Genomic DNA, 25,675 nt, shown 5'->3' on the forward strand with positions numbered 1-25,675 from the left:
TCACCGCCTGATGAACGGGTCGACGTACTGCTCTCGAAGTTCGACGGCAGCCTTCTGCAGCTGCGCCTCCGCGGTCTCGATGGCCGGCTGCGCACGCGTCGCGTAGGCGTCGAGTGCGTTTGTGATCACCTGCACCCCGTCGGCGGAGATCGTCGCGGGCTTCGGAGAGAGGTTGCGTCGCGCGAGTTCGCCGCCACCGAGGAGCGCCAGGCCGCCGATACCGGCGATGATCCGGTCGAGGCTGCTGGTGATCTGGTCGCTGGTGGCCTGGTCGACGATCCCTGTCGCGACCAGGACGACGAGGGCGGCTCCGAGCACGACCTGCGCGACGTACACCCACTTGCGGGTGTTCGGGCTGTTCAGCATTACTTGCCCTCCAGGAGTTGGTCGAGCTTCTTCTCGATGCGGACCTGTCGGGCCGCGATGGTCTGCACCAGCGCGACCAGCGACCGGCCGACGTCGTCGGGCACGTCCGCATACTCGGGGCGGATGTCGTAGCCGTCCCACACGGTTTCGTTCCACACGTCCGCCCACATCGCGTACGGCCACGCGTTTTCCGGGTCGCGGGTGGACTCGTTGACGTTCTGCGGCCGGTTGATCTTGCGGAGCAGTCCCGGGTGCGGGCGCAGCTGGAGCGCGCCCTCCTCGACGACGTTTGTCATGGTTCCTCCAGCGGGGAGTAGTGCGGCGCCCATGTCGAGGCACCGCTGATAGCGGGTGGATCGGTCGGCGATGCCGTTCAGTCCGCCGTTGATGGCACGGGTGGCGTCCTGGAGGTTGCGGGCGTCGGCGAGCGCGTTGAGCTGAGGACGGGCTGCCGTCCAGTACCAGACCGCGCCGACGAAGCCGTGGCGGTCGGACGCGAGCTCGTCCGGGTTGTCGACGAAGAATGTCGGCGACGGGACCATGCCGCGCTCGTGCGCCCACCGGGACAGCGCGGTGTAGTTGTCGCGGCCGGTGACCTGGATCGGTCCACGGCCGCGGTACTTGAACCCTTCGCCTGGCCCGTTCCCCATGCGCCCGTCGTAGGTGCGCTGGTCCGACGTCGGACCCCACAACTCCGACATGTACTTCAGCCCGACCGATTCGTGGCCGAGCTGCGCACACCACATCGCCGCCCGCTCGACCGTCGTGCACCCGGCCTCTCGCATCGCCTCGGTGAACGCCGGCAGTAGCGCGGCGTACCGCTCACGCGAGACCGTGCCGCCCATCGCCTGCGCGAGCGCGTCGACGTCCATCCCGCTCGGCGCCGGCGGAGGCGCCGACGCCGGCGGAGGTTCGACGTCGGCGAACGCGTAGCCCTTCGGCGGGATCAGTGTCGCGAGCTGATCGAAGCCGAGCCAGTAGCCGAACGGGCTGAAGCCCGAGTCGGCGATCCACACCGAGCGCTGCTCGTCGTCGTAGCCCATCACCGTCATGTAGTGGTAGACCGTGCCACCCGAGTAGGCGGGTGAGATCGTCGACGGAGCGACGGCACGCGGGTAGTTCGACGGCGGGGCAACGATGTTCACGATCACACCCCACCCGGCGTCGATCGACCGCACGATGTCGCGCCACAACCGGGCACACTGCTCGGCGGTCGGCGGATCATTCGGCATCTGCACTGACGTGTACCGGGCATCAGGCACCCGGGCGTCGAGTACCCGCTCGATCTGCCCGATGAAGTCGGTGCCGTTCCATGTCGTGCCCATCTCGCGCGCGAGAACCGCCTCGTCGACGTGGATCCCGCGCGAGTTGAGGACCACCTGCGCCGACGCGGGCCCGCACCAGTAGCCGGTCTCCTGCCGGACGATGCTGCGGTCATAGGGCAACTGCTTCGCAGTCACAGCTCCTCCTGTCTTGGCAGCAGGCCACGGTCGCGCAGCTTCGCCTCGTACTCCGCCTGCTGTCGCGCCGCGAGACGCGCGTACAGGTCCTGCACTGGCTCGGGTTCGTCCTCGGGGTTGTCGTACACCCATCGGCCATACTCGAGGTGCTTGATCGGTTCTGCGCTCGGTCGGGCTCCGAGTTCCCACAGCTGTTTCGAGATCTGCCGGTAGTAGTCCGGGCCCATGATCATCGACGCGCCGTTCACGCCGGGCAGGCCGACGAACATCCACAGAAACGCTTCTTCCGGGTTGTTCGGGTCGCAGTTCTCCCTAGTGGGTAGATCTTCCATTTCAGAACACTCCCAACGTCTTTCCGATTTCCTTCAGGTTTGCGACGCGCGCGGCCATCTCGACGAGCGGATCCTCGTCCTGTTTCGGCCCGACTGCGACGGACCAGTTGCCACGAGTGCCGCGGGGACGCTCGTAGTCGATCTGCGACACCCGGTTGACGATGACCCGATCGGACAGCTCCGCGCCGAGGTCGGTGATGATGCGGTCACCGACCCAGAAGTCGCCGGTGCCAGGCCAGCCGATGACGTACGGCTCGGCGGCCTTGATCGACATCGACGCGGATGTGTACGCCCGTGTCTCCCACATCGCCTGCCGGATCACCATGAGCGACGACAGGGTGTAGGCCTTGCCGGGCGACTCGATCGTCTTCTCCCAGTAGTGGGAATCGCCCTGCTCGGCGATGCGCTGCGGAAGTTTGACCGAGATCCAGGCGGCGACCGTGTCCTCGTAGAAGGGCCGCAGCAGGGTGTCGATGGATCCGCCGATGGACCCGATGAACAGTGCATTGCCGACGATGTCACCGATCGCCTGGATGCCGGCGCTGATCGTCTCGTTCACGCCAGGCATCGAGTGGCCGCCGGTGTTCATGATGACGCCCCTCGACGTCGCGTCGGTGAACACGGTTTCGACTGAGCCCGGCGAGTCCGATGGGTAGTAGACGTGGGGCCACGCTTTGTTCGTTCCACGGCCGGGCACGAACAGGTCGGACGTCGGACCGCCGGTCAGCAGCGATTCCGTCGTGTCGAGGAAGTCCGCGGTGAACTCCTGAATCGTGCGGAACAGTCCATCGAAGATGGTGCCGCCGTGTGACGTTCCGGTCATAGCTCCGGACTTGTCGACGATGTCGACAACGAGCGCGCCATCCTTGATGTCCGCGCCGAGCCACGGGTCCGGATCACCCGTACGCCACCGCCGGCAGACGACCGTCAGTTCCGAGTCGGCGAGGATCGGCGCCGCGACATCGTGCCAGGTGCCCCACCGGGACGCGAACACGCACCAGGGCGTGCCGGCCGCCATGTCCTGGAAGAACGTCGTCGGGTTGACGACGATGTCCCAGTTGGACATGTCCAGGCCGTCGAGCCACGTCGACGGGTTCATCGGATCGTCGGGGATCTGCCAGATCGACGAGTTCAGCCGCCACAGGTTCACGAACAGCGCGGTCTTCAGCGCCCAGATCGCGGGCCCCGCGAGGATGAACATGCGCGGGAACTGGAAGATGGCCGGCAGGAACGGGTTCGGCCAGCAGTCGATCCACTTCAGATTCTCGTAGTCATGCAGGAAGGTGAGGCGCACGTACCGCCGGCCGTCCGTGCCGCGCTCAACCTTCGGCGGCTCGGCGCGGCCGGACCAGCGGGCACCGGCGATCTCGATGTCGATGTGGATGTTGGCGCCCTCGCCACGCGCCCGCCGGCCGTCCTTGTCGATGACCCAGGCGGCCACGTAGTGGTCGACGTCGAGGAGGAACGAGGCCTGCCCGGTGTTGTTCTCGATCTCCGAGAACTTCAGATCCTGGACGTCGAAGAGCAGGTACCGGATCACCTGGTTGCCGTCGGCCAGCTTGATCAGCGGGTCCGCATTGCGGATCTCCCAGTCCTCACGCTCAGCGTCGAGCGTGGCCTGCCAGATCGCCTCGCACTGCTCCTCGAGCGAGGCGTTCAGATCTACTGCCATTCCAACCCCCACGCCCTGGACCAGAGTCGGTCCATGTGCAGCTCGGCCCGGGCACCAGTAGCGACGGGAGCACCGACCACGGAGATCGGCAGCTCCTGCCGCGGTGTGTACGGCGGGATGACATGTCGGAGCCAATTGCCCTGCATGCGGGCCTCGTACGGTGTTCCGGTCGCCGAACGGGCGTGCTGCTTCGACCGGTCCATCTGGATCGTCACGCCGCCGTCAGCGGCGGTGATCTGCGGCAGCGTCACTGTTCGCGTCGGCATCGCCCCGCCAGGTGTGCGGTGATTCGGCTTCCCCGACCACGTCGGGTCGGGGAGGGTCCAGGTCCCGCGCGTCAGTTCCCATCGCTGCAGTAGCGGCCGGTCAGTTGGGTTCCACACCTCGATCGTTCCGGTGCCCGATGCGCCCGTTGACTCGAAGAACGTCATGTCCGGGCGTGATCGCCACATCGGCTGGTACGCGCGGAGCTGGTACGCGACGATGAACATTTCATCGTTGAGTGGGTCGACGGTCAGGTCGACGTTGGGGGCCTCGTTCAGCCACACCTCGATCGTTCGGACACCCGAGAGCCGGGTGACGACCTTGATCCGGGTGGGTCGGAAATCGGGATTCCAACGGTCCGGCTCATGGCAGAACGCTTTCCGCAGCCGCGATTCCAGATGTCCGCCAGCGATCAGGCCGCGGGCTTCGTCCTCGAAGGCATAGAACCGGAGGACGATGTCGCGGACTTCGTAGTCGACACCGCGTAGCGTGCCGCCGACCTGCATCGGCGTCGAGTCGTCGATGACCTTGACCGGGGCGTCGAGGATGCCATCGATCCCCTCTTCGGAGATGATGACACCCTCGGTGCCCGCGTACCGGCCCGCTACCGGCCACACCGACTCGTCGCATCCGAGGATCGTGATGCCGACGACGTCTCTCACTTAGGCCACCTCCCGAGGTGCTGCTTGGAATTGAGCCGCTGGTTCTGTGCCTGGCGGCGGTAGTACTCGTCCTCGTCTCGGAACGTGGCGTTGGTGATGTACGTGTTGCCGCCGCGCGCCGGTGCTCCGGCGCCGACGAGCTCATCGACCTTCGCGATGTTCGCCTCGGCGATGTCCCAGTGCTCCGGCTTGAGGATCGGCTCGGGTGTGCTCAATGCGTTGAAGGCGAACGAGTTCGGCATCAGCCAGCCGCCGGTGTCGAACAGGCCCGTACCCTTCATGAACGCATTCAGGTCCGCGATCCACGGGATGATGTTCGGGTCGCCATCGACACCGTTCTCGCCAGTCGTCGGCGCAGCTGTTGCCGCGCCCGCGGTGGCGTCGGGTGTGATCGTGTACCGGTCCGCGAGGTCCAGCCACTCACCGGCGCCGAGCATCTCGACTGCAGCGTCAGCCCAGATCCCGCCGATGTCCGAGCCCATCTGCTTGATGCGCTCGCGACCCGAGAACGCCTGCTGCGGCTGTGCGACGCCAGCGGCGGCCGGGTCGGGGAGTGCTGTGCCGAGCGCCGCACCTGCGCCGCTGTCGGTGGGGAACCCGGTCAGCGGGTCGAGCTGCTGCACGTTCGGCTGGATCAGCTGCGCCACAACCATCGGCAGGTGCGCGTGATCGGTGAACATCGGGTCGTTGGCGCCGGCGGCCGGTCCGCCGTACTGGCCGTTGCCGCGACCGCCGCCCATTTCGAAGTTCACGTTGTTCGGCAGCGTGGCCGCGGTGTGGCCGCCGTATGGTCCGCCGTTGAACCAGCCGACGTTGAGCGATCCCGACGGGCCCAGGCCCGGCTTGAACCCGCGAGCGAGGAGCTCGGCGCCTTCGGTCATCGTCGCGAACCGCGACCCGAATGGGTCCCGGCCCGTCGCGTAGTTCGCCAGCGCGGAGACAGCACCAGAGCAGTCGCCCCAGTTCACTCCTCCCCACACGTACGGCTTGCCCTCGACGCCCTTCGCGAAGTTGACCAGCTGATCCGGCGACACCACGGCGCCACCCTCAGCGAACCGCGGCAGCCGTGAGATCACCTCGCGAAGCGCGAGGACCGAGCTGACGACCGGGTGGTCCTCTTCGATCCCGAACGCGTCACGCAGATTCCCGGTGTAGTCGCCGTCCGCGATCAGTGACCGAGCGCCGAGCGCGCCGGCAACGAGCGGTGAGTCCTCCTCGATCCCGAACGGGTTCGATCGGAACTCACCGCGGGTGAGGCCGTGCAGGAACTCTGCGGACGGCGTCCATCCCGCGTTGATCGCCTGCAGCAGTGGCAGGTTCTCGGCGGTCGCCTGCGCGTTTACGACGAACTCCCGAGTCGACACCAGCGCGGTCGGTATCCCGTACGCGTCGACGCCGAGGATCGAGTCTGAAGTCGGAGTGCCCGGACCCCACAGCATCCCGTCCTTGCGTCGGCCAGCGAGACCACCTGTCGCGAGGAGCGGCAGATCAGGCAGGCCCAGGGTGAATCCGTCCCACTTGATCGGGCCGACCTCGAAGCCGGGGATGCGGAACTCGATCGCGTTCCAGGCCTGGATGATCCAGTTGATCGCGCCCTTGAACGCGTTCTTGATGCCGTCCCACATCCCGGACGCGGCTGAGCCGATTCGTCCCGGGAGCCCGGTGACGAATCCGACGACGTCGTTCCAGCGGGCGACGATCCAGTCCTTGACCTCGCCGACCTTGTTACCGACGGCGCCGAAGGCGTCCATGAGCCCGTTGAATCCGGCCTGCAGGACGCCCCACACCCAGTCCCACGCCGCCTTGATCGCGTTCCAGACGGTGTCCCAGATGGTCTGGAACCACGTTGTCTTGGTGGCGATGAGCACGACTGCGGCGACGAGTCCGGCGATCGCGGCGACGATGAGGCCGATGGGGTTCAGCATCATCGTGCCGTTGAGGATCATCTGGGCGACGTTCCATGCGACGGTCGCGATCTGGATGATCTTCACGGTCGCCGCGTAGCCGGCGAGTGCGCCGAAGAACGGTGCCGCCACCATCGCAAGGGTTGTCAGGGTGTCGGCGTTGTTCATCACCCAGGTCGCCATGTCGGCGAGCGCATCGGTCAGGCCGCCGGTGATGGTGTTCTTGAACTGCTCGAGCGCGTACCCGGGACCCGAGTTAAGGGTCTCGCCCATCTGCTCCGACGACCCAGCGAACCCGGCCATCTGATCTTCGGCACCGGTAAGTGATTCGAGGAACAGGGGATCTGGTCGACAGACATGTCCTCGAGCGGTGCGCCGAAAAGGGCGATGGCCGCGTTCGCGCGGTCTGCGGGCATCTCGATCTCGAGCAGCCCCTTCGCGGTGTCCTGCAGTGCGATCTGGGCGTCGCGCCCACCCATCGCGATCATGTTCGCCATGTCTTCGGCGTCGAGGCCGATCGACTTGAACACGTCCGTCGACGACTTCGACATATCGGATCCACGGATGCTGAATTCCTTCAGCGCGTCACCGGTCTTGTCGAGCGCGAACTTGCCTTTGCCGGCGGCCGAGACGAGGAGGTTGAACGCCTCGTCGCCATCGAATCCGAGCGCACGGAAGTTCGTTCCGTACTCCTGCAGAATCTCTGGCAGCTCACCCTGCATGGCCTCAGGGACCCGCTGGAAGGCGGTGGTCATGAGATCGAACGCTTCGGTTGAGTCCTTCGCGAGTCCGTTCGTGACGAGCAGCGAAGCCGTGTTGACGGACTCGGCGACGTCGGTGCCGAATACCTTCGAGAAGTTCAGTGCAGACTCGGCGATTTGGTCGACCGACTTCTCGCCCTCGGAGCCCGCGACTACGAAAGACGATGCGACGACGGAGACGGCGTCGGCTGCTTCTTCCATCGAGGACGCGATGGCGTCCCTGTAGAGGCCGCCGGCCATGTCGCCGTACTCCTCGGCGAGGCCGCCGGTGGCGCCGAGCTTCGCGGCGAGGCGGCTCTCGACGTTCATGTTGTCGAGGGCCTGCATTCCGAGATCGATCGCACCGCCGATACCTGCGGCGGCGATCGCGAAGTTCTTCAGCGAATCGATGCCGCTGTCGACGCCGGAGCCCATGTCGTCGACCGAGTTCGAGAAGTTCAGCAGCTTCCTGCTCGACTGGTCGGCTTCGTCACCGGCCTCCTGCGTGGCCCGGGTAACGCGCTCCTGCGCGTTCTCGAGCTGCTTCAGCGCGGCCTCGCTCGCGCCGACGGTCTGGTTGTGCTTCTCGCGTGCCTGTCGAACCCGCTCCTCCGCGGCGGCGAGCTGGGACGTCTTCGCGTTGCCCTTGTCGCGGAGCTCCTGCAGCTTGAGCTCTTCGATGTTCAGCTTCGCGGCCGCCGTCATCTCGGACTGCCGCGCCTGCTCGATCTTCCGCGACGCTGTCTTGACCGCGGCCTCCGCCTGCTTCAACCCGTCGGCGATGCCGGCGCCGAGCTGCTGCCCGGCCTGCTGGCCGGCCTGCTGCATCTGTGGCCCCAGCTGCTGGGACACGTCCCGGCCGATGCCCGGCACCACCGGAACGATCTGGACCGAGCACCAACCGATAGAGGTCGTCACTCTAATTGCCTCCGTTCAGCTTTCGTTGCCGCTCGGCGAACCGGGCCTGACCGCGCGCGATCCGCTCGTCGGAGAGCTGCGTGCTCTTCTTCGCCGCGGCGGGACGGCTCGGGTGATCGACGAACTTCGCGCCCCGCGCCTTGCCGGCGTTCGCGCGCTGCGCCCACAGGTCAGCGATGAGGTGGTCCTCGATCGACCACGGCATCCGGCCGCCGTTGGCGTCCTTGGCGAGCGCCGATTCGCGGGGGAGTCCCAGGCGTAGACGGACCCACAGCTGCCGCAGCGTGAGCAGCGGCAGGCCGTGGTCGTCTCGCCGCCACAGGTCGCGGATGTCGCGGTGATAGAACAGGTCGAGGTCGACCTCGACGAGGTCTGTCTTCGTGGCGATCAGCTGCAGGAGGCCGATCAGTTTCCCGAGTCGCCGACCCGACTTCCTGGCCGATCAGATCCCACAGCGTCTTGATGGCGTCGATCGGCTTCATGCCTTCCGCCTGCGCGGCGAGACAGAACCGGGCGAACCCTGTGCGGCCGAGGACCTGCACGGTCATCGCGGGCAGGTTGCCGACAGCTTGGGCTTGGAAGAACGCCCAGTCGTCCTGCAGTGCGCCGCGGCGAACGCGGAACTCCTCACCGAACACGGTGATCTGGAGTTCGACGTCTTCGACTTCGGACTGCTGTGCGGGCTTCTTCGGGAGCCGGTCCTGCGGCGCCGGCACGTGCGCGGGGATCGTGGCGCCGGGGCGGCCGCGGTTCTCGCGCTGCCGCTTCTTCCGTCCACTGTTGCTGTTCGTGCGGGGACGCTCGCGAGGGGCGGGATCGTGATCGAAGTCGTCGAAGTCGTCGAAGTCGTTGTCAGGCATGAGTGTGCAGCTCCTACTTGGTGGTGTCCCGCCAGACGGCGGGTGCGATGGCGGCGACGATGCGGTCGGCTGCCGTGGTGGTGAGTCCTGCCTCGGTGAGCAGGGTGTGTGTGGATGCGAGCGTGGCCGCGAAATCGGGACCCGCGTCGTCGTCCTCGTTGTCATCGAGGGTTGCGGCGACCTGGATTGCGCGCATCGTTTTCGCGCGGTCGCGGGTCCTCATGCGGCCGCCGCGTTCGGGGTGCGTCGGCACGCCGAGCATGTGGCCGGCGGCTGTGACGTCGTCCGGGTGTGGGAGGTCAGGCACGGCGGGTCCTGTTCGTGTGCAGCAGAGATGGGACCGGCCGCCCGCGGGCTGCACACACGGACGGCCGGAGACTGTGGAGAGAGCGTCAGTAGTGAGCGACTACGGGCGGGGGTCCGACACGGTCGCCGACCGACGTCACGGGCATTCCGGTCGCGTCTGTTCCGCCGGATCTGCGAAGGTATGCGCAGGGCCCCTTTCCAAGGCGAGGTGCCCCTTCTGTGTCCATAGCAAGTGCAGGATTGGGGTAACTCGTTGGGGAACGTCGATAGGCCACATATCACTTTTGAGACTGAGCCGACACCAAATCTCGGTCGGATCGACCTACGCTGCGCCCGCTGCGGTCAGCACAATCCCGGGATGCGCTCCGTCGGGATACCTGAAGGAGCGATGGTTGGTGGATTGAAGTGGACCTGTCCGCGTTGCCAGTACCAAAATCAGGTCGACGGCACGTACGAGGCGGCAGTCGTCGACGGGCGAATACAAGCCATTCTTCACGACATGACGCCCGCCGAACTGCTCGCACTTCGCGAATCGGTCGCGATGGCTCTGCAGGCGCCCGGATCTTCTGTCAACGAGATGGCCAGCGCGATTGAAAAGCATTCCGGCTGGCTGGCAACTCTCGTCCGATCGAAGGAGAACCGCGCTGAGGTCTACGCGATCCTCAGCGTCCTCCTTGCCGTCATCTCCATTCTCTTGTCAGTGCATCAGTCCGGATCTGCCCCGACTCCGCCACAGATCCATCAAACGATCTACGACGTTCAGGTTGGGCAGTATCACGACTTGCCCATCCCGCGCCGAGGCCCGTGTTTCTGCGGCAGCGAGAAGCGGTACAAAAACTGCCACGGCAAGGCGCCCAGTCAAGCCGAGATTCAACGCTCCATGAAGGCGGTTCGGGGTGAATCTCGCTAGAGGTGAAGCGGCTAGGCGGCAAGAAGTGACCGCAATCCACGCAGGATGTACGTCGCGAACACCGCCTGCCCCGCCTCGGTGGGGTGGGATCCATCGGACGACAGCAGCGCGTCACGGTTGCCGTCTCCGGCCATCGCGCCCGCCCTACCGGTCCCCGTGAACCACGACAGTGAATCCCAATCCGACTGAGCGAATGTTGCCGGTGCGGAAGCGATTGCCATGCGGGCGCGATAGACGCCACCCTGATAGGTAACTCGCGTGCCCGCGCTGTATGCCGCGCCGGTTGCGTAGGCGGCCATGCCATCCACAGCGCCGACGGGATCGATGAACCCGAGAACGTTCGGGGCCGCGTCAGCCGCGGCCTTCACGGCACGCAGAACCTTGGCACGCGTCGCATCAAGAGACTGGGTGTGGTCCCGAGGCATCGCGCCAACCGCCACAATCGGCACACCCGGCAGCGCTGCGGCTAGCTTGGAGTACAGGGACGTGGCCGCCGCCGTGAGGTCAGTCTCCGATGCTGCGGAGTCATTGCCAGAACTTCTACGATGATCAGATCCGGCTTCCATCCGGCCACTGCCGCGATGCGTGCCGGATTGTCGTACGGCGTAGAGATCGTGTAGCCGGATCCCGAGATCGCACTCTGCAGCACCTCGGTGTCGGTGAGCTGCGCGAACCGCCACGGCCACGCGGTCAGTTGGTCGTAGCTGCCCGCATACCCCCACGAGAACGACGCGCCGATACAGGCGATGCGTGCACGCTTTGCGGGGGTCGGGATGGCGGCCGACCCTGTGGGAACGCGAAGGTGAAGAATCCCATTTTGCGGGCGAGGACCTTGATTCGTCGCATCCGCGTACTGGTGAACTCGAGCTTCATGTAGCAGGTACCAACGCCCGTGGTGGGTGTCTGCGGTTCAGTGGTGACTGGGCGGTCGTCGACGAAGATGTGAACACGGGCGGAGGCGGCAAGCTGCTGAAAGGTGGCCTCGAAGACGGGGCCGTACCAGTCGATCTCAAATCCGTAGGCGCCATCTTCCGAACTACCTCCAGCCGAGGAGTTGATGAAGTACGCGCCCTCGGGCTTCGGGACCCATCCGAGCATCCGCATCACGCCGGAGTCGTGGGTGTATTTGATCGCCGGCGTGACCGCTACGGCCGTCCCGAACGTCACAGTAGGAACGTCTGTGGTGACTGGTCCAGTAGATCGAGGCTGGTCGAGGACGGACAGGAGCGAAGCGAGGCGCGCAGGGGCATAAGTGGCGCTAGCTTCCTCTTTCGTGACGAGGTCGCTTATATCGCCAAGTGCGTCGATAGCTTCGTGCGCCCGGGCGACACCGTCCTCGATGTGCTCGATCGCCTCCGGCGTGACCGGTGTCCGCGGATCTGGCCTTCCGAACCACTTCTCGCGGAACTTGCTGTAACCCATGATTTCTCCAAACGAGTAGCGCGGGAAGGGAAGCCTTCACCAGCCCCACGCCCTCCCGCAGACCTATCCGGGGAGGGCGGTGTTGCCCGGCAGGAAGCCGGGCAACAGGGGGCCTAAGGGACCGGGGTGACGCGACCTGACCGGTCGGCGTGAGCGAGGCAGTCGGCGAGGACAGTACGCCACCATCCGGAAGCTCGACCGTCCAAGGCCGCCGTTCGGACCGGTCACCGTGATGGTCCCGGCACCAGGCGGGAGGATCGACTCGATCGCACCCTTCACCGCGGTGCTCGCAGCGTTGTACGAGACGCCGACGACCGTCTGATCGTTGAGCCGCAGCGCGAAGGACCCAGCGGTCGTGCCGGACGGCACCGTCACCACGTAGGAAGCCGGGCCAGCCGTGGCCTCGTCGACCTTGCGGAGCACACGCCCCTCCGCGTCACCGAACAGATCCGCGGTGATCGGGAACGTGCGGACACCGGACTCCGACTTAGTCCAAGCACCGGTCGTCAACAGTGCAGGCCGCGTGGTGACCTCGATCTCCTCGACGTCGTCCTCGCGGGTGATGATCAGCAGATGCGCCTTGAAACCCTTCGGCAGCGACACATAGCCGTCGTGCTTGCCGTACGCGATGCGCTTGGTGACCGTGTTCTGCTCGAGAGCATTGAACGACAGCTCCATCGTGCCCTTGCTGGTCTTGCCCTTGAACCGGGGATGACCCCAGCCGTCGTAGAACGTCTTCTCCAGACCGGGCGTGTACGTGACACCCTCCGTGCCAAGCAGACCCGCATCGAGCCACTCAGGGCCCGGAACCTCGCCGGGCGCCGGAATGACGTCCTCGACCGAGCCCGTGTAGTTCCAGTCGAGGAGGTAGACCTCACCCTCATCGAACACCGACGCGTTGTCGGGATTGATCACAGCCATGACAAATAGCCCCTCTCTCCGGGGTAGGTTGCCCGCCGCGCGGGCGGTCAGAACGATTGAGTTCGTGCGCGACTGCGCACCGTGAATCCCGCGATGAATCCGCGGGTGTCGGGATCCCGGTCGACGAGGATGCCCGTGCCGGGCCGGATACCGACACCCGGAACCCGCAGCGCGAGGAGCCATCCCATGCACCGCGCCGCGAGCGCGCGCGAGCCTGCGTTCGGCCCGCCGCGTACACCGTGATGCGGATCTGCTCGCGGTGTAGACCGGCCACTCGTCCACCGAACCGGGATCGGATTCGACGACAACAGCGGGCGCCGACGACGGCTCCCACCCGTCCGGGAGGTTCTGGCCGGCCGAAGCGCCCGACGGATCGCCGGCGAGCCGCGCGACGAGGAACTCCTTCACCGGCGCAACATGATCGGCCGGCACGCGGAGAACCTTCACTTCGCCTTCACCTCCAAACCGACCATGCCAGCGGCCCGGGTGAGCGTCCCGCGCTTGAGCTGCATCCGCTTACCGCCGGGGTGCTTGATCGCCACCGACGCGACGTGCCGGTCCGAGACGAACGTGTCGACCTCGACCGGCACGTCGTCCGGCAGCGACTTGCGTGCGTTGTCGGCGACCCGCGCCGCGAGGTCGTCGACGACTGCGGCGACCGCCGGCGACTTCAGCAGCGCCTCGACACCGGCGTGATCGAGCTGGAAGCCCTTCGGTGCCGCCATCAGCCCGTGCCCCTCGACGCGGTGAACACCGGCCCCGACAGGTCCGGATCGTCGTCGATCCACTCGTCCGCGAAACCATCGATGCGCCAGACCTTGCCGCGCACCACGACCTCGTTGCTCGCCCGGATTTCGTGCGGCCCGGCCCGGGCGCGCCGGATCCGCCGCACGTTGCCGTTGCGCGTCGTCGTGGCGGCCTCGTCGCTGCCGAGTGGTTCGATCACGCAGCCCTCGATGTCGAACGGTACGCCCGACCCGGGCACCGGATCGTTGTCGCCGTCGAGCACAACACCCGGGCGGACGGTGACCTTCTCACCATCGCTCACAGAACCCTCCGTCCCCGAACGTCGCGACCGGCAACGCTGACTGTGAGATGCCGAGCTGGTCCTTCATCCAGTCCAGCCACACGAGCGCAGCGTCCGGGTTCGAGAGCGTGCCCGACTTCGACCGCGGGCCCAGCGCACGGGAGAACGACACATAGCCTTCGTGCTCGCCCGCGATGAGTGCGTTCTTCACGACCGCGATCGTCACGATCTTGGCGTCGGGATCGTCGTCGGCGATGTCCGGGCGCTTCCGCCGGATCCACCGCTCGGCGGCCTCGAGGAGGAGTCCAGCCCAGCTGGACTCCTCCTGCTTGAGGGGACGCCAGTTCTCCGTCAGCTCTGTGGGTGTGGGCGAATGGCATGACGCCCCCTCACATGTCAGTCGTCGGCAGCGTCGACCTGGCGATGACCGCGTCCTTGTCGGTCAGGCCGTCGACGTTCACGCCGACCGCCTGCGCGTACGCGATCCACTTCTCGATGGTGGCCCGTGGCGCGCGGGCGACGCGGGGCGTCCGCCGCAGGATCGGCCGGCACAGGAGCAGGGTCGTCGCCAACCGGCTCCGACTGAGGAGCGGTCGACTCCGGCTCAGGCCTGGTCGAACACGCCTGCCGCGGTGCCGCGCTCGATCTCGGCGTCGGTGAGGTCGACGGTGTCACCGAAGTAGCCGCGGCGCCGCTTACCTTCGTCGGTGTGGTACTCCCACACCGCGACCCGAATCTTCTTCAGCGCCATGCTCAGCCCGCCAGTCCGGTGAGCTTCTTGATCGAGTACGGGTTGGTGACGCCCATGATCGGCTGGACGTAGGACTGGACCCAGTTCTTGCGGGTCTTCTCCTCGCGCCAGGTCTCGGTGGTCAGGCCCTGCTCGTAGTCGAGGAATCCGACCTGGCCGCGCGCGACCGCGTAGGCGGTGCCGGCGGCGACGCGGTTCGACGGAAACAGCTCGAGCCCGGCGTCCTTGAGGATCTCATCGAGATCGGGGCCGTACGCGATGCGCAGGTTCGCCTTCTCCTGCGGGTTCACGATCCACAGGTCGTAGACGACGCCGAGCTCCTCGCGGTCCGCGGCGAGCTGAACGTTCGCGAAGTCCGCGAACGGGCGAGCGTTGTTCGGGGTGGGCGACGTACCGGTGAGGGTGACGTTCGACCAGTCGTGACCCGGGACGACGCCCGCGCCGCCGAGCGCGGTGATCGCGGCGTCAAGGGTCGCGACCGCGCGCTGGTTGACCTTGCGGACGATCGTGTTGGCGAGCTGGGTGACCTGGTTGTCGAAGTGCGCGACGTCGTTGCGCGTCTTCGCCTGGTCGGTGATCCAGAACTTGCCGCCCCAGTCCTCGGCCTTCGCGACGTTGGGGTCGCGGCGCTCGGAGCCGACGATCGTGTACTCGGCGCCAGCCGCGCGCTCTTCGACGTCGCGGTCGGTGTAGAGGTCGTTCGAGACGACCTTGTCGTAGATCACGGCGCCGGACGCGACGCTCGCGCCGGACGACGCGAAGATCTTGTCGACGATGAACTTCTGCAGCGTCAGGTCCGCGATCCGCTTGGTGATGCGGCCCGGCTGCTTGAGCGCGGTGTCGACGGTCAGCTTGCCGCCGGAGATGGTCGGCGCGCCCAGCGGGTACGCCACAGGTGCGGGAGAGGTCATAGTGGTGACCGCCTTTCAGTAGAGGCTGATCTCGGCGTCGGTGCCCGACGCTGCAGCGGTGACGGCGTAACCCACGGCTACGCCCGAGGCCTTCTTGACGGCCTGGCCGTTGGCGCCGACCTCGACCTCCTCGAACGCGGCGATCGCGCCGCCGGCGGTGACGAAGGTGACGCGGTCCTTGCCGCGCTTGACGTCGACCAGCTCGCCGACTGCGGCGTCGCGGCCGGAGACCCCGCACACGCGGCCCGCGGCGTCGGCATGCGCGACGGCGATGTTGCCGCCGCTACGGTTGCCGGAGATTTTGAGGAAGCGCTTGCCGGTGACTGCGGTCGATGCGCGGCCGGAGATGTCCGTGCCGGGCTCGTACACGCCGATGTTTTCGTTCGCCATGATCAGGCTCCCTTCGAGTCAGTGCTGAACCAGCCGAGATCCTGCGCCGCGTTCTCGGTGCCGACTCCGTGGCCGAGCTCCTCGACCGGCACCAGTCCGGGCGCGAGGGACGCGAGAGTCGCCGCAGCACCCTCAGGGTCTGCGGTGAGCGCGGCGAGCCAATGGTCCTTGCGGGCCGACGCGATGCGGCCGTCCTTGATGGCAGCGGATACCAGCGCCTGGCGGGCATCGGTCTCCTGCTGCGCACGGGCCTGCGCGCCGCGCTGTGCGTCCCGCCGCAGACCCTCGAGAGTCGCAGCGTCGACGGCGACGACACCGGCCGGCAGCTTCGCCGACGTGCCCGGTTCTGCCTCCGGATCGGCCTCGGGTGCGGTCAGCTTCTCGAGCACCGCATCGAACACTTCCTGATCCTCGGTGTCCTCGGGGAGGCCCAGAGCCTCACGGAGTTCGCCGACCTGCTCGTCCGTGAATGCCACGTCCGAACCTCCTTCTTCGGTGGAGTTGGCCGCTCCCGCGGATGCGGGCGCGGAGTTGCTCGCCTGCGCGGCGAGTGGCTTGGGCGCCGGTGCCGCGTGGCGCCCGGCGTAGTTGAAGATCGACAGATCGAACGACGCGGAAGTGTCGTCCTTGTCGCTGTCCTTCTTCTTCGCCTCGACACGATCGGCGAGCCCGGCGGCGACCGCCTCGTCGGCGGAGTACCAGACTTCGTCGCGCATCACGTCGCGCCACTCCTCGGTGGTCGCGTCGGTGCGGTCGGCGTAGATCGAGGCGATGTTGTCGCTGACTCGGTCGAGTTCGTCCGCGTACTTGCGGACCTCGGCGGCGTTGCCGCCGCAGTACCCCACGCGTCGTGGATCATCATCTCGGCGTTGCGGCACATGACGATCTCGTCGCCGGCCATTGCGATGAAGCTGGCCGCCGACGCTGCGATGCCGTCGACGTAGACGGTGATGCGGGCCTTGTGGTTCCGCAGCGCGTTGAGGATCGCGATGCCCTCGAAGACGTCACCGCCCGGACTGTTGAGTCGGACGGTGATATCGGTGGCCTCGACCGCGGAGAGGTCCTTCGCGAATGACTTCGCGCTGACACCTCCCCACCAGCTCGAGCCGATCTCGTCGTAGATGAGGACCTCTGCGGGCGTATCCGTGGTGTCGGCGTTGCGGATCGTGTACCACTCGCGCTGCTGCCCGCCTTGTGCTGCGGGCGCGCGCCGATGTGTGCGGTTCACGCGGGATCTCCTTCAGTGGGTGCGCTCTCCGCGCTGGTCTGTCCGCCGCCCGGAATGCCGAGCGACTGGCGGACGGTGATCTTGACGACGTCGTCCGGGTCGAGCAGGCCCGCGTTGACGAGCAGCGCGAGCGCGCCGGCAGTGGCGTCCTGCCGAGATCCGATCTCGTCGAACACGATCCGAGGTGCGGGCTCGTCCTCGCCCCAGTTCACGTCGACCAGGTCCTCCACGATGTGTGCGGTGGAGGTGTCGGCGATCGCTTCACCGAGTGTCTGCACCGATTGCACGAACGTGTCTGCTTGCACCGATGCCAACGCGTACGAACCGCCTCGGTCGAGATTCAGGAAGTGCGCCAGGCCCGCGAGTGCGATCTGCTTGTCCTGGTAGTCGATTGCCTGCTGGATGTCGGGCAGGTTGCCCTGCACGCCGAGGAGCTGCAGAGTCTGCCCGTTCGCGAGACCGACACCCGAGTTCATGCCGCCCCGGAATCTCGAGGCGATCTCGTGCATGCGCGCGACCTCGTCCTGGTCGTCAGGCTTCGCTGCTGTGCCGACCGGGACGCCCATGCCGTTGCGGCGGGCGGCGGCGGCCTGGATTCTCATGAACTCGTCCTTGAGGATCCAGTGCTTGTACGCGGGCCGCAGAATCGATTCGCCCTGCCACTGGCCGGCTTCCGGTTCGTGGACGTACGCCACGAGCCGGTTGACCGGGATCGTGAACCCGTCCGGCAACATCGACGCCACCGTGAGTGGTCCGGACGGTGGCGACTGCGTGATCGATTCGAGCCCGCCGTCGAGCGCGACGCTGATCCTCGAGATCGTCTTCTGTGGCCGCGGCGCCAGCTTCCGCAGGTGCGTTCGATCGTTGTCGTCGATCCAGTACACCTGCTCGAAGTAGCTGTGCCCGTATCGGATCATGAGCAGCGCCTGCTGCAGGTGACTGTTCCACGAGAACCGACCTCGGGTGCGTGCTGTCGGCGCCGCATCAGTTCCGACGATCGGTAGCCCGAGCTCGCGGGCGATGAACTCGACGACCTCGTCACGCGCGCCGTTCGGATCGATCCGCCACGCCGTCCGCCGGATCGGCAAGCTGATTGCTCGAAGGAGCGACGACACACGGCCGTCTTCCTTGCCCATCCGGCTGTAGACGTGGACGGACTCCGGCCATTGCAGTTCCGGGACCTTCTCGTCGATATCCCACTGCTGCCACTCGGTTCGGTCCCCGTTGACGTACCCTAGTTCCGTCACCGGTCGGGCAGCCTTCACTTCGGCCACAGGCCACCTCCTCAGAACGCGACAGAGAGCGCGTCGAACTCGTCGTCGTGGTTGATCGCGCGGGACTCGGGGAGACCGTGTCTGTGACAGGGGTTGCCGACGCGCCGGTTGCACGGGACTCGAATGTCACGAGCGCCCACCGCGCGACCACCACCGCGAGCAGAGGTGCGACAGCCGGATCGCCGGCCGCGTCGACGACCCAGTCGCCGCGCGGAAGCAGCCGCTTCCCGGCCGCCTCGAGTGCGACGTCCAGAGCACGCTGGCCGGTGTGGCTGATCAGGCCGTCGTCGGCGTCGTCGACGAACCCGCTTCCCATCAGTGCGGCCTGGCTCGTCGACGACTTGATCAGCTCGATGCCGGCTTTCTTCAGCAGCGGCTCGATCACCGCCGCCGGTGAGCGGGCATCGGTCGCGATGGCGCACGGCTCGAGCGCATCGTCCAGGCGAACAATCAGATCGACGATGTCTGGGTTCGCTGCGATCCGCAGGTACCCGACCTCGACGTGGATCCGGTCGTCGTCCGTGCGCTGCGCTGCAGCGACCACCCACTGCGCGCCGACGCGGGCGATACCGATCGCGCGCGTGCCGACGAGCTCCGGATAGTCGACGAGGCCGTGCCACTGGCCTTCCTTGACGATCTGCCACGTCAGCGACGCCGCATCGACTTCCTTTGGCCAGTCACCCCGACCGAGAATCTCGACGTCGAAGCTCTTGCGCCCGGCCTGTGTCGCGAAGCCGCGCATCAGCTTCCGGATCTTCTTCGCAGTCTGGATCACGCCGTACGACGGGTTCGCGTACCGCCACGTCTCCTCGTCTTCGCGATCCATGTCGTCAGGGGCCATGTATTCGGCGTAGTAGAGCTCGGCATCGCCAGCGAGTCCGCGGTCGCGGATTTTCGACAACACCAGCCCGTTCGAGTGCTCGTCCTGGTTCACCGCCGACGACGTGTAGATCGTCTGCGGATCGTCCGCCGCGAGCTGCGCAGGGCCGAGTGCGGACATCTCGCTGTCGGTGAGGTTGTACGCCTCGTCGTAGATGACGAGGTCGAGTTTCGTCAGACCGCGCCCGGCATCCGCAGAGCGTGTGGTGAACACGACCTTGTTGCCGTTCTTCATCTCGATGACGCCGCGCCCCTGCGAGCACGTGTGCTTCAGCACTCGCTCCCGCAACGACTTACGTGGCTCGATCAGGGCCCACGTGCGCAGGTAGATGTCCTCGGCCGTCGTCCACCGCTGCGCAGTGAAGATGATCGTCTCGCCGAGCTTGAACAGTCCGTAGAGGATCCTCAGCGTGAGGATCAGGCTCTTGCCGTTCTGGCGGGGGCAGATGATGCACGCGTCCGGGTGCGTCCACGTCCCATCCGCGCTGCGAGTCAGCAGTGCGTGCAGAGTGTCCCGCTGCCACGGCATCGGCTTCGAACCGATCCGACGTGACAGCTCGGATGCCTTCTCGCCGAGCGTCGTGTCACCTTCGAACACCGACAGCGCATGCGGGGTCTGCCGACCCGTCAGCGTCGGCCAATCAGAGTCCAGCGAGGTCGTCGCCCTCACCGCTGTCGGAGTCGCCGTCACTCGCGCGCCTCCTCTCGATCTCCGCCAGCATCTGGCGGAACACCGTCGCGAGCTGCCGCGCCTCCTGCGCAGCCGAGTCGACGCGAATCTCGAGCACCTCGGTGTCACCGCGTGACGGAATGAGTCGAAGCCACAACTCCTCGTCACCGATCAGAATCTGGTGGAGGCAGTCGAGTCGATCCTTCATCCGAGCGGCCTCGACGATCAGCGCGGTCACCTCGAACGGGTCGTCGTCCTGGGTCAGCTCATCGAGCAGTTGCCGGCCGCCGTCGGCGAGGTCTTCGCGCACGTCACACCGCCTTCGCACGTGAGTTTCGACCGCCCCTGTAAAAAAGCGAGACTGGCGGCCGAGGAGTCCACATCCCCCTCCCCCTCGATAATTTCGGGGGAGGGGGGTCAGGCGTCGAGGAGTGGGGTACGGCCTCGCGTGGTGCGGCGGACGGTGTCATGGGAGGACCAGAAGCCTGCGGCGACGAGCGCTTCGTGACGGGCTTGTGCCGCCCGGAGTGTGTTGCAGCGTCTGCAGGCGGGCACGAGGTTGGGGTGGCGGTTGTCGTCCCCAATGCCGTTGAGGTGGTCGACCTGCAGTGCATCGTGAGCCGTCCTGTTGGCTTCCCATCTGACCTGGGTGCCGCACCAGTGGCAGTCGTGGATACCTGGTCCGATCTTGTCGTGGAGTGCGACGCGGTGTTCGTAGGCCATGCCTCGCTTGCCTGCTAGTGGATGCCCGGGTGTGTACACGGTGCGGTATCTGCGGCCGTGACTGGCGGTGGCTTGCGATGCGGTGGCGACTCGTTCGGTGGATCCGTGCCGGTACCAGCGGTGGTAATGCATCTTGCACCAGTCGGCCGAATATGAGCGCGCTTCCTTGGTGCAGCCGTCCACCGTGCAGGTAGGCTTCGGCATGTCGACTCCTGTTCAGTCGGCAAAGCCCCGGGAGGAGTGGAGTCCTCACCGGGGCTGTCTGCTTAGGGGTGGGTCTGGCTAGGGCCAGGGGATGAGGCGGATGCCGAGTTGGTCGTCGGCCTCGCGAGCGGTGGCGATGTCTATGCCGGTGACAGCTGGACGCAGGTGGTCGTTCGCGCCGTCTTGTCGGCTGGCATTGCACCGTTTATGGAGAAGGCGGTCAGCCACAGTGCCGCCATGAGAACGTGCCTGCGAGTGGTCGGCTTCGAGGGGGTGTCCGTCCCAGTTCTTGGTTGGATCGCGGAACATCGGGTGCGAGCACCACCAGCACGGCGATCCGTCGACGTGGTTGCGGAGCAGCCGTTCTCGTTGCTGGCGGTGGGCGTAGCCGAGACCGCGGGCGGCTGCGGACTTTTGAGTCGTCACGGTCCCTCGCGTCCAGGTCTGTGCCTTGCTTTGTGTCGGGTCTAGGTCTAGGGCTTGACAGGTTCCGCCCACCCGGTGAGCTCGCCAGCTGGGTACCGGGTGGGCGGAAGTGTGTGCGCCCGCCCCCAAGGGAAGTGGGGGCGGGCGCGGTTCCCCTGGGCGCCGATGGCTGCACCGAGGGGCCGGGACTGCCACGTGGTGGCTTGCCGCGCGCTCGGGTGGGCTGCTGCGGCTGTTGGTGTCCCGGAGGTTGATAGCCCGCATCTTGTACCGCGGCGGCGTGTGGCCGATGCGAGCAGGGGATGCGGGTGTTGGTGCTGGCCTGGAAGGACTCGAACCTTCAACCGACGCCTTAACAGGGCGCTGCTCTGCCTCTTGAGCTACAGACCAATGGGCCGCCGCTCGACCGCTGGATTCCGGGTCCAGTTGACGCGGCGGGTATTCAGTTGTCGGCTACGGCGCCGTGTTGGCGGTCCGTATGTCTATGCGGCACGTCGGGCTTTCTCGCGTGTGGCGCGTTCGGCTTTCGCGACGTCGATGAGCTTGTAGAGCTTCCGTCCGCGGGGGTCGATGCCGGCTGCGGTGAGTGTGCCGCGGTCTGCCCATGTGCGGATGGTGGATGCGCTGACGCCGCAGAGGGTGGCGGCTTCGGTGGTGTTGATGAGGGAGTCGATGCCTTCGGGTACGAGGACCGCGGTTCCTGCCATGTGTTTCCTCCTGGACAGCAGAAAGCCCCTCGCCGGTGGTGTCTTGGCTCGGGGCTTCTGCGGATACACGTCTGTCAGTGCGTCTAGTGTCTCACGAGACGTTAACGGGCGCAACTTGTTCGATGATCGAGTCGAGTGCGGAGCGGATGAGCTGTGGGTAGTCGGTGTCTCGGATGGTGTGTCCGCAGGCTTCACAGAGTATGAAGTCGGCTTGTCCGGACATGGCTGCGGTGCGGGTGAGTGTGCGGAGCCCGCAGGTGATGCATGGGGTGGGTAGTACGTAGCGGGGTCGGGTGTGGCCGAGGGTGGTTCGGATTTTGTTGTGGAGTTCGCGGATTTCGTCGGCTGCGTCTTGGCCTGCGTAGTCGAGGAGGGCTGCGGTGCGGGGGTTGAGGTAGTGCCAGGCGGCTTTGACGCGTGCGGTTTCGGATGTGGCGGCGGTTGGTGGGGTTTCGTCTAGGTGTTCGGCGAGGGCGTCGTGCCATCCGTGGAGTGTGTGGGCGATGAGGGCTGCTGTGTCGGAGGCCCATTCGGCGGGGTGTCCGTATTCGCGGGTGGGTGCGGCGCGGCCGGCGGTTGTTCGTCGGGCGGGCATGGGGAATGTGGTGGCGAGTGTGAGCCAGTCGAGGGTGAGCCAGTACAGGTGGAGTTGGAGTCGGTGTTCAGTCACCGTTGTCCTCTCGTGTGCGATGGAACCCGAGCCGCGAGGTGAGGGTGCGGATGCGGTCCTGGACGGCGCGCATGTCGTGTTCTGCGAGGTACAGCGCGGCTTCCCATGTGGATGCGTGTCCGACGAGCCTCTTTCCGCAGTCGGTACGCCAGGACTGGTGGGCGTGTTTGTGGATCCGGTAGCGGCCGTCGTCGACGTCGTAGGGGCCAAGCGTCTTCACAGCTTCTCCATATCGTCATGGCCGAAGGCGCTAATGAGTGCGACGGTTTCGACGTTGTCGCGTCCGTTGTCCTCGCGAACGTAGATCCAGCCCTGGTGTCGCTCGACCTGACCCCGGAACGTGTAGGCGTAGATCTCTGCGAAGTCGAATCGCTCGTTGTCGTCGGTCACGATCACGGTGGACGGTGGAAGCGTCGAGAGTTTGGTAATGAGTTCTCCGACGGTCATGGCTGGCCCCGTGGTCATGTTCGGCTCCTCTCTGAGATCTGCGCGGCGAGCGATCGGCATTCGGCGATGAGCTGGTCGACGGTCCACTGTCGCGACAGGCTCGGGCATTTCTCGGCCATCTCGCGTTCGAAGCGGTTGTATTCGGCGCCGCCGGCCGAGACGTGCATTCCGACGCGGCTGCGGAGTTCGTCGAGGTCCCACCAGTCGCCTCCATGTGTGGTGTCGAACCCGATCCATCCGCCTTCGCATATGCCGAATCCCCATGTGATGCCGCCGTGCACGTCGAGCTCGTCGACGTTGATTGCGGCGCCGTCGGGGATGCGTGCGTATCCGTTGAGGGCGCAGCCGAGCGGTGAGCTGTAGATGCACCAGGGGATGCCGTGGGCGAGGCCCTTGTAGAGGCGGTCGCGGGCAGGGAACGGCCAGTCGGATGGCAGGACGTCGGGCAGCCCGAGGATGCGGCGCATTTCGTCGTACGGGATCTCGGTCATCGGTTCTTCCTTCTGCCGTTGATGTGTCCGATGGTCATGAGGGCGGCTGCGGTGGTGGCGAGGATTGCGATTCCGGCGAGGTGGTGGCCGGTGGCGATGAGTGCCCATCCGGAGACTTGTATGAGGGTGAGGCCGGTGATGGCGTGGATCATGGTCGGTCCCTTCGTGGGTGGTGGCGGTCGCAGTACCAAATCCAGGCGCCGCGGTATGCGATGGCGTCGCTGGTGGGTTGGCCGCAGTCGTTGCAGTAGTGGCGTTCGGTCATGGCCGACCGGGCATCCGGAGTACTCGCTGTTTCATGCCGCCTCCCACGGGCCGACGAGGCGGTGGACGATCCCGGTTTCCGTGCTGCGGGCGGTTAATCCCTTGGCCCACTCCAGGGCCTCGGCGGCGGTGCTGAAGACGTTGGGATAGGCGATGCTGCCGCGTCGGACGGCGTACTCCCACCTTTCGGTCCTGACAGGCCCGTGGTAGCCGGCAGCCAGGATCGCGTCGGCGACTTCGCAGGGTGAGCAGATCCGGCCTTCTCGGTGTGCGTACTCGGCGACTTCATCGATCAGGTTGGCCAGTTCATCTCGCGTGCTCACAGAGTCTCCTTCGGGGCGGCCACGGCGGCCGGATTCTCTTCGCAGACAATCCAGCCGTTGCGAGCGTGCGCCCAGTGGTGCTCTGCGACAGGGTGTGGCATCTCGTAGATCGGCTTCCCGCAGTGCTTGCAGTCGTTCATTGGGCCTCCTAGATCTCGGTCGTGGTATCGGTGACGACGGGCTGTGCGGGATGCTGGCGTTCGTCCGCGGCTTCCGGCACCTCCCATGTCACTTCGAGCCACATAGCGGCTCCTGCGCCCTTCTGGGGCTCGTCGAGGCGGGGCATGTGCTTGGTCATCAACTCGGGGATGTCGTCGGTGACGAGGCCGTAGTCGACGAGTCCGTCGCAGAGGGCTTTGAGGACCGGCATGAGGTTGTCGGTGTCGCGTCGTCGTCGGTCGCGGGGCCGGTATACGAGTGCGACGGTGACGTGGTCGAGGCCGGTGGGGAGGCGGTTGCGGCAGGCCAAGATGCCAGCCTCGGCGCGGATTCGCTTGGTGAGTTTCGCTTTCTGCGCCCAATGCATTCGGTCGTTCATCGACATAGGTGGCCTCGTCCACGGAAGTTCGAGGACCGCGGTGATGATGCTCATGCGGGCACCCCCACCCTGTGGATAACGGTGTGGAGTGGAGTTCGGGGCGTGTGTGCGGCCGCGAGATCGTTCTCAGGTCGGCCCGGATGTGTGTCGAATCCGCCTGCCCCCCTGCGCGCGTTGCTTACGGAAGAACATGCATCAGGGGTGAGTAGTTCTTCGTTAGTACCGTCCGTCCGTCCGTGGATCTGCTCCAGCCTCTGCTTGCGAGCACATGCTTGAGCATTGCTACCGCGCATTGCTCGCCTCCTCTCCAGACGCGGCCGCTGCCAGGAGATCTGCCACCTCCATGCCGGCCGGAATCACGTAGCATTCCTTCCATCCACCGCCTGCATTTCCGAGGTATTTCGCGGCGTCCGCGGCAGATGAAAAGGCCCGCTCACATAGCCTCAGGAGCGCTCCATGCGCCCATGATTCGAAGTCGAATGCGTCGGTAACTGACTCGAATTCGATGAGATCCACGACCTCGGCACCCCTCAGGACGAATGGGCGCCACCTCTGCCGGTCGCTGTATCCGACCTTCACGATCCGGTCCGCAGCCCACGCGACGACGTAGATCGTCGGGGCGGTCTTCTTGTAGCCCATCAGGCCCCCTTCTCATTGGCCCAGCGCTTCTGTGCGGCTTTGCGGGCCTTGTCGCTTCGGGCCTTCGCTTCGTCGTCACTCACCTGGTATTCGTCCCAGCCGTTGATGCTCCAGCCGCCTTCTGCGAGGTGCCAGAGCCCGACCTCGACGAGCTTCTTCGCATCGTTCGGCAGACCGCCGATGACTCTCAGTGCGGCGCGAGGGATGAATCCGTCGAGGCCATGTTTGCCGGTGTAGGTCATCCCTGAGAGGTGCACCACGATCGCGCGGTGCTGCTTCTCATCGGCGAGGTAGAGCATCTTCGGGTGGTCGAATGTAGTTGTGTCCAGCCGAATCCAGGGCAGACCCATCGCTGCGTCCTCCTTCCTCTTCGTCG

35 protein-coding genes, 1 tRNA gene and 1 pseudogene are annotated in these 25,675 nt (G+C 66.2%); 1 reads left to right on the top strand and 36 read right to left on the bottom strand.

All coding sequences use genetic code 11. The features are described 5' to 3' along the window. The 9 genes from C7H75_RS04695 to C7H75_RS04735 all read right to left on the bottom strand — a co-directional run bounded on the left by C7H75_RS04695 (position 1) and on the right by C7H75_RS04735 (position 9,485). Entirely contained in the window at positions 1 to 366 is a 366-nt protein-coding gene (locus C7H75_RS04695) for a hypothetical protein (protein ID WP_106850999.1), read from the bottom strand. Further along, a complete protein-coding gene (locus C7H75_RS26135; protein ID WP_233281856.1) occupies positions 366 to 1,826 on the bottom strand; it encodes a C39 family peptidase in 1,461 nt (486 codons plus the stop codon). Before C7H75_RS26135 ends, C7H75_RS04695 begins: the two co-directional genes overlap by 1 nt. Continuing rightward, a complete protein-coding gene (locus tag C7H75_RS04705; protein WP_106851000.1) occupies positions 1,823 to 2,158 on the bottom strand; it encodes a phage gene 29 protein family protein in 336 nt (111 codons plus the stop codon). The genes C7H75_RS26135 and C7H75_RS04705 overlap by 4 nt, the downstream gene beginning before the upstream one ends. 1 nt (position 2,159) lies before the next feature. Then, positions 2,160 to 3,830 carry a Gp37-like protein gene (locus C7H75_RS04710; RefSeq protein ID WP_106851001.1) on the bottom strand — a complete coding sequence of 557 codons (1,671 nt, stop codon included), beginning with the start codon at positions 3,828 to 3,830 and terminating at the stop codon, positions 2,160 to 2,162. Next, positions 3,821 to 4,756, bottom strand: coding sequence for a hypothetical protein (locus C7H75_RS04715; protein ID WP_106851002.1), 936 nt, complete (start codon positions 4,754 to 4,756; stop codon positions 3,821 to 3,823). Before C7H75_RS04715 ends, C7H75_RS04710 begins: the two co-directional genes overlap by 10 nt. After that, positions 4,753 to 6,963, bottom strand: coding sequence for a phage tail tape measure protein (locus C7H75_RS04720; protein WP_106851003.1), 2,211 nt, complete (start codon positions 6,961 to 6,963; stop codon positions 4,753 to 4,755). The genes C7H75_RS04715 and C7H75_RS04720 overlap by 4 nt, the downstream gene beginning before the upstream one ends. Further along, the gene (locus C7H75_RS04725) at positions 6,861 to 8,318 is read right to left on the bottom strand and encodes a phage tail tape measure protein (RefSeq protein ID WP_106851004.1); all 1,458 of its coding nucleotides are present in this window, start codon (positions 8,316 to 8,318) and stop codon (positions 6,861 to 6,863) included. The genes C7H75_RS04720 and C7H75_RS04725 overlap by 103 nt, the downstream gene beginning before the upstream one ends. 1 nt (position 8,319) lies before the next feature. Further along, positions 8,320 to 8,523 carry a hypothetical protein gene (locus C7H75_RS04730; protein ID WP_106851005.1) on the bottom strand — a complete coding sequence of 68 codons (204 nt, stop codon included), beginning with the start codon at positions 8,521 to 8,523 and terminating at the stop codon, positions 8,320 to 8,322. 668 nt (positions 8,524 to 9,191) lie between these two features. Continuing rightward, on the bottom strand, positions 9,192 to 9,485 hold the full coding sequence (locus C7H75_RS04735) for a hypothetical protein (RefSeq protein WP_159025967.1): 294 nt from the start codon (positions 9,483 to 9,485) through the stop codon (positions 9,192 to 9,194). Positions 9,486 to 9,842: 357 nt separating this feature from the next. Between C7H75_RS04735 and C7H75_RS04740 the strand changes: the two genes are divergently transcribed. Then, complete coding sequence (locus C7H75_RS04740) at positions 9,843 to 10,394, top strand: SEC-C metal-binding domain-containing protein (protein ID WP_106851007.1); 552 nt, start codon at positions 9,843 to 9,845, stop codon at positions 10,392 to 10,394. A gap of 11 nt (positions 10,395 to 10,405) precedes the next feature. Here C7H75_RS04740 and C7H75_RS25620 read toward each other — a convergent pair whose 3' ends face one another. The 27 genes and pseudogenes from C7H75_RS25620 to C7H75_RS04860 form a co-directional block, all read right to left on the bottom strand. Next, on the bottom strand, positions 10,406 to 10,762 hold the full coding sequence (locus C7H75_RS25620) for a carbohydrate-binding protein (protein ID WP_159025968.1): 357 nt from the start codon (positions 10,760 to 10,762) through the stop codon (positions 10,406 to 10,408). A 322-nt stretch (positions 10,763 to 11,084) separates the two neighbouring features. Further along, positions 11,085 to 11,816 carry a hypothetical protein gene (locus tag C7H75_RS04750; protein ID WP_106851009.1) on the bottom strand — a complete coding sequence of 244 codons (732 nt, stop codon included), beginning with the start codon at positions 11,814 to 11,816 and terminating at the stop codon, positions 11,085 to 11,087. A 63-nt stretch (positions 11,817 to 11,879) separates the two neighbouring features. Beyond that, positions 11,880 to 12,737 (bottom strand): hypothetical protein, encoded by an 858-nt coding sequence (locus C7H75_RS04755; protein ID WP_106851010.1) that lies wholly within the window; start codon positions 12,735 to 12,737, stop codon positions 11,880 to 11,882. Between the two features lie 47 nt (positions 12,738 to 12,784). After that, positions 12,785 to 12,925 carry a hypothetical protein gene (locus C7H75_RS25625; RefSeq protein ID WP_159025969.1) on the bottom strand — a complete coding sequence of 47 codons (141 nt, stop codon included), beginning with the start codon at positions 12,923 to 12,925 and terminating at the stop codon, positions 12,785 to 12,787. A gap of 255 nt (positions 12,926 to 13,180) precedes the next feature. Then, positions 13,181 to 13,462 (bottom strand): hypothetical protein, encoded by a 282-nt coding sequence (locus C7H75_RS04760; protein ID WP_106851011.1) that lies wholly within the window; start codon positions 13,460 to 13,462, stop codon positions 13,181 to 13,183. Further along, on the bottom strand, positions 13,462 to 13,785 hold the full coding sequence (locus tag C7H75_RS04765) for a hypothetical protein (RefSeq protein WP_106851012.1): 324 nt from the start codon (positions 13,783 to 13,785) through the stop codon (positions 13,462 to 13,464). The genes C7H75_RS04760 and C7H75_RS04765 overlap by 1 nt, the downstream gene beginning before the upstream one ends. Beyond that, positions 13,772 to 13,975 carry a hypothetical protein gene (locus tag C7H75_RS04770; protein ID WP_159025970.1) on the bottom strand — a complete coding sequence of 68 codons (204 nt, stop codon included), beginning with the start codon at positions 13,973 to 13,975 and terminating at the stop codon, positions 13,772 to 13,774. The genes C7H75_RS04765 and C7H75_RS04770 overlap by 14 nt, the downstream gene beginning before the upstream one ends. Before the next feature lie 178 nt (positions 13,976 to 14,153). Continuing rightward, positions 14,154 to 14,336, bottom strand: coding sequence for a hypothetical protein (locus C7H75_RS04775; RefSeq protein ID WP_106851014.1), 183 nt, complete (start codon positions 14,334 to 14,336; stop codon positions 14,154 to 14,156). 32 nt (positions 14,337 to 14,368) lie between these two features. After that, entirely contained in the window at positions 14,369 to 14,515 is a 147-nt protein-coding gene (locus tag C7H75_RS25630) for a hypothetical protein (protein ID WP_159025971.1), read from the bottom strand. 2 nt (positions 14,516 to 14,517) lie between these two features. Further along, complete coding sequence (locus C7H75_RS04780) at positions 14,518 to 15,426, bottom strand: major capsid protein (protein ID WP_106851015.1); 909 nt, start codon at positions 15,424 to 15,426, stop codon at positions 14,518 to 14,520. A gap of 15 nt (positions 15,427 to 15,441) precedes the next feature. Further along, positions 15,442 to 15,816, bottom strand: a complete 375-nt coding sequence (locus C7H75_RS04785) for a capsid cement protein (RefSeq protein ID WP_084978748.1) — start codon at positions 15,814 to 15,816, stop codon at positions 15,442 to 15,444. Between the two features lie 2 nt (positions 15,817 to 15,818). Beyond that, positions 15,819 to 17,044 (bottom strand): annotated as a pseudogene (locus C7H75_RS26510) (head maturation protease, ClpP-related). After that, positions 17,041 to 18,318 (bottom strand): phage portal protein family protein, encoded by a 1,278-nt coding sequence (locus tag C7H75_RS04800; protein WP_106851018.1) that lies wholly within the window; start codon positions 18,316 to 18,318, stop codon positions 17,041 to 17,043. The pseudogene C7H75_RS26510 and the gene C7H75_RS04800 overlap by 4 nt, the downstream one beginning before the upstream one ends. A gap of 1,520 nt (positions 18,319 to 19,838) precedes the next feature. Beyond that, positions 19,839 to 20,177: a hypothetical protein gene (locus C7H75_RS04805; RefSeq protein ID WP_106851019.1), complete on the bottom strand. Its 339-nt coding sequence runs from the start codon at positions 20,175 to 20,177 to the stop codon at positions 19,839 to 19,841. Between the two features lie 107 nt (positions 20,178 to 20,284). Next, entirely contained in the window at positions 20,285 to 20,794 is a 510-nt protein-coding gene (locus C7H75_RS25635; RefSeq protein WP_159025972.1) for a hypothetical protein, read from the bottom strand. 743 nt (positions 20,795 to 21,537) lie between these two features. Beyond that, a tRNA-Asn gene (locus tag C7H75_RS04815) sits at positions 21,538 to 21,610 on the bottom strand. Positions 21,611 to 21,702: 92 nt separating this feature from the next. Continuing rightward, the gene (locus C7H75_RS04820) at positions 21,703 to 21,927 is read right to left on the bottom strand and encodes a helix-turn-helix domain-containing protein (protein ID WP_016046388.1); all 225 of its coding nucleotides are present in this window, start codon (positions 21,925 to 21,927) and stop codon (positions 21,703 to 21,705) included. Between the two features lie 91 nt (positions 21,928 to 22,018). Further along, positions 22,019 to 22,597: a hypothetical protein gene (locus C7H75_RS04825; protein WP_106851021.1), complete on the bottom strand. Its 579-nt coding sequence runs from the start codon at positions 22,595 to 22,597 to the stop codon at positions 22,019 to 22,021. After that, positions 22,590 to 22,817, bottom strand: a complete 228-nt coding sequence (locus tag C7H75_RS04830) for a hypothetical protein (protein ID WP_106851022.1) — start codon at positions 22,815 to 22,817, stop codon at positions 22,590 to 22,592. Before C7H75_RS04830 ends, C7H75_RS04825 begins: the two co-directional genes overlap by 8 nt. Continuing rightward, positions 22,814 to 23,062, bottom strand: a complete 249-nt coding sequence (locus C7H75_RS04835) for a hypothetical protein (RefSeq protein WP_159025973.1) — start codon at positions 23,060 to 23,062, stop codon at positions 22,814 to 22,816. The genes C7H75_RS04830 and C7H75_RS04835 overlap by 4 nt, the downstream gene beginning before the upstream one ends. After that, positions 23,059 to 23,535: a hypothetical protein gene (locus C7H75_RS04840; protein WP_106851024.1), complete on the bottom strand. Its 477-nt coding sequence runs from the start codon at positions 23,533 to 23,535 to the stop codon at positions 23,059 to 23,061. The genes C7H75_RS04835 and C7H75_RS04840 overlap by 4 nt, the downstream gene beginning before the upstream one ends. Continuing rightward, complete coding sequence (locus C7H75_RS25640; protein WP_159025974.1) at positions 23,532 to 23,687, bottom strand: hypothetical protein; 156 nt, start codon at positions 23,685 to 23,687, stop codon at positions 23,532 to 23,534. The genes C7H75_RS04840 and C7H75_RS25640 overlap by 4 nt, the downstream gene beginning before the upstream one ends. A gap of 144 nt (positions 23,688 to 23,831) precedes the next feature. Continuing rightward, positions 23,832 to 24,122 (bottom strand): hypothetical protein, encoded by a 291-nt coding sequence (locus tag C7H75_RS04845; RefSeq protein WP_106851025.1) that lies wholly within the window; start codon positions 24,120 to 24,122, stop codon positions 23,832 to 23,834. Then, the gene (locus C7H75_RS25645) at positions 24,119 to 24,262 is read right to left on the bottom strand and encodes a hypothetical protein (RefSeq protein ID WP_159025975.1); all 144 of its coding nucleotides are present in this window, start codon (positions 24,260 to 24,262) and stop codon (positions 24,119 to 24,121) included. The genes C7H75_RS04845 and C7H75_RS25645 overlap by 4 nt, the downstream gene beginning before the upstream one ends. Positions 24,263 to 24,270: 8 nt before the next feature. Continuing rightward, positions 24,271 to 24,714 (bottom strand): hypothetical protein, encoded by a 444-nt coding sequence (locus C7H75_RS04850; protein WP_106851026.1) that lies wholly within the window; start codon positions 24,712 to 24,714, stop codon positions 24,271 to 24,273. 228 nt (positions 24,715 to 24,942) lie between these two features. After that, positions 24,943 to 25,299 carry a hypothetical protein gene (locus C7H75_RS04855; RefSeq protein ID WP_106851027.1) on the bottom strand — a complete coding sequence of 119 codons (357 nt, stop codon included), beginning with the start codon at positions 25,297 to 25,299 and terminating at the stop codon, positions 24,943 to 24,945. Next, positions 25,299 to 25,649: a hypothetical protein gene (locus C7H75_RS04860; RefSeq protein WP_106851028.1), complete on the bottom strand. Its 351-nt coding sequence runs from the start codon at positions 25,647 to 25,649 to the stop codon at positions 25,299 to 25,301. The genes C7H75_RS04855 and C7H75_RS04860 overlap by 1 nt, the downstream gene beginning before the upstream one ends. Positions 25,650 to 25,675: the final 26 nt, after the last annotated feature.

It is taken from the genome of Rhodococcus (subgen. Prescottella) equi, assembly GCF_003013675.1.
Lineage (GTDB): Bacteria > Actinomycetota > Actinomycetes > Mycobacteriales > Mycobacteriaceae > Prescottella > Prescottella equi.

Bases quoted from the DNA above. Each gene is read 5' to 3' on its own strand.
- C7H75_RS04695 (WP_106850999.1), bottom strand. From the start codon at position 366: ATGCTGAACAGCCCGAACACCCGCAAGTGGGTGTACGTCGCGCAGGTC.
- C7H75_RS04705 (WP_106851000.1), bottom strand. From the start codon at position 2,158: ATGGAAGATCTACCCACTAGGGAGAACTGCGACCCGAACAACCCGGAA.
- C7H75_RS04710 (WP_106851001.1), bottom strand. From the start codon at position 3,830: ATGGCAGTAGATCTGAACGCCTCGCTCGAGGAGCAGTGCGAGGCGATC.
- C7H75_RS04720 (WP_106851003.1), bottom strand. From the start codon at position 6,963: ATGGCCGGGTTCGCTGGGTCGTCGGAGCAGATGGGCGAGACCCTTAAC.
- C7H75_RS04730 (WP_106851005.1), bottom strand. From the start codon at position 8,523: ATGCCGTGGTCGATCGAGGACCACCTCATCGCTGACCTGTGGGCGCAG.
- C7H75_RS04740 (WP_106851007.1), top strand. From the start codon at position 9,843: ATGCGCTCCGTCGGGATACCTGAAGGAGCGATGGTTGGTGGATTGAAG.
- C7H75_RS04750 (WP_106851009.1), bottom strand. From the start codon at position 11,816: ATGGGTTACAGCAAGTTCCGCGAGAAGTGGTTCGGAAGGCCAGATCCG.
- C7H75_RS04755 (WP_106851010.1), bottom strand. From the start codon at position 12,737: ATGGCTGTGATCAATCCCGACAACGCGTCGGTGTTCGATGAGGGTGAG.
- C7H75_RS25625 (WP_159025969.1), bottom strand. From the start codon at position 12,925: ATGGGATGGCTCCTCGCGCTGCGGGTTCCGGGTGTCGGTATCCGGCCC.
- C7H75_RS04760 (WP_106851011.1), bottom strand. From the start codon at position 13,462: ATGGCGGCACCGAAGGGCTTCCAGCTCGATCACGCCGGTGTCGAGGCG.
- C7H75_RS25630 (WP_159025971.1), bottom strand. From the start codon at position 14,515: ATGGCGCTGAAGAAGATTCGGGTCGCGGTGTGGGAGTACCACACCGAC.
- C7H75_RS04780 (WP_106851015.1), bottom strand. From the start codon at position 15,426: ATGACCTCTCCCGCACCTGTGGCGTACCCGCTGGGCGCGCCGACCATC.
- C7H75_RS04785 (WP_084978748.1), bottom strand. From the start codon at position 15,816: ATGGCGAACGAAAACATCGGCGTGTACGAGCCCGGCACGGACATCTCC.
- C7H75_RS25635 (WP_159025972.1), bottom strand. From the start codon at position 20,794: ATGCCGAAGCCTACCTGCACGGTGGACGGCTGCACCAAGGAAGCGCGC.
- C7H75_RS04820 (WP_016046388.1), bottom strand. From the start codon at position 21,927: ATGGCAGGAACCGCGGTCCTCGTACCCGAAGGCATCGACTCCCTCATC.
- C7H75_RS04835 (WP_159025973.1), bottom strand. From the start codon at position 23,062: ATGACCACGGGGCCAGCCATGACCGTCGGAGAACTCATTACCAAACTC.
- C7H75_RS04840 (WP_106851024.1), bottom strand. From the start codon at position 23,535: ATGACCGAGATCCCGTACGACGAAATGCGCCGCATCCTCGGGCTGCCC.
- C7H75_RS25640 (WP_159025974.1), bottom strand. From the start codon at position 23,687: ATGATCCACGCCATCACCGGCCTCACCCTCATACAAGTCTCCGGATGG.
- C7H75_RS25645 (WP_159025975.1), bottom strand. From the start codon at position 24,262: ATGAACGACTGCAAGCACTGCGGGAAGCCGATCTACGAGATGCCACAC.
- C7H75_RS04850 (WP_106851026.1), bottom strand. From the start codon at position 24,714: ATGAGCATCATCACCGCGGTCCTCGAACTTCCGTGGACGAGGCCACCT.
- C7H75_RS04855 (WP_106851027.1), bottom strand. From the start codon at position 25,299: ATGGGCTACAAGAAGACCGCCCCGACGATCTACGTCGTCGCGTGGGCT.
- C7H75_RS04860 (WP_106851028.1), bottom strand. From the start codon at position 25,649: ATGGGTCTGCCCTGGATTCGGCTGGACACAACTACATTCGACCACCCG.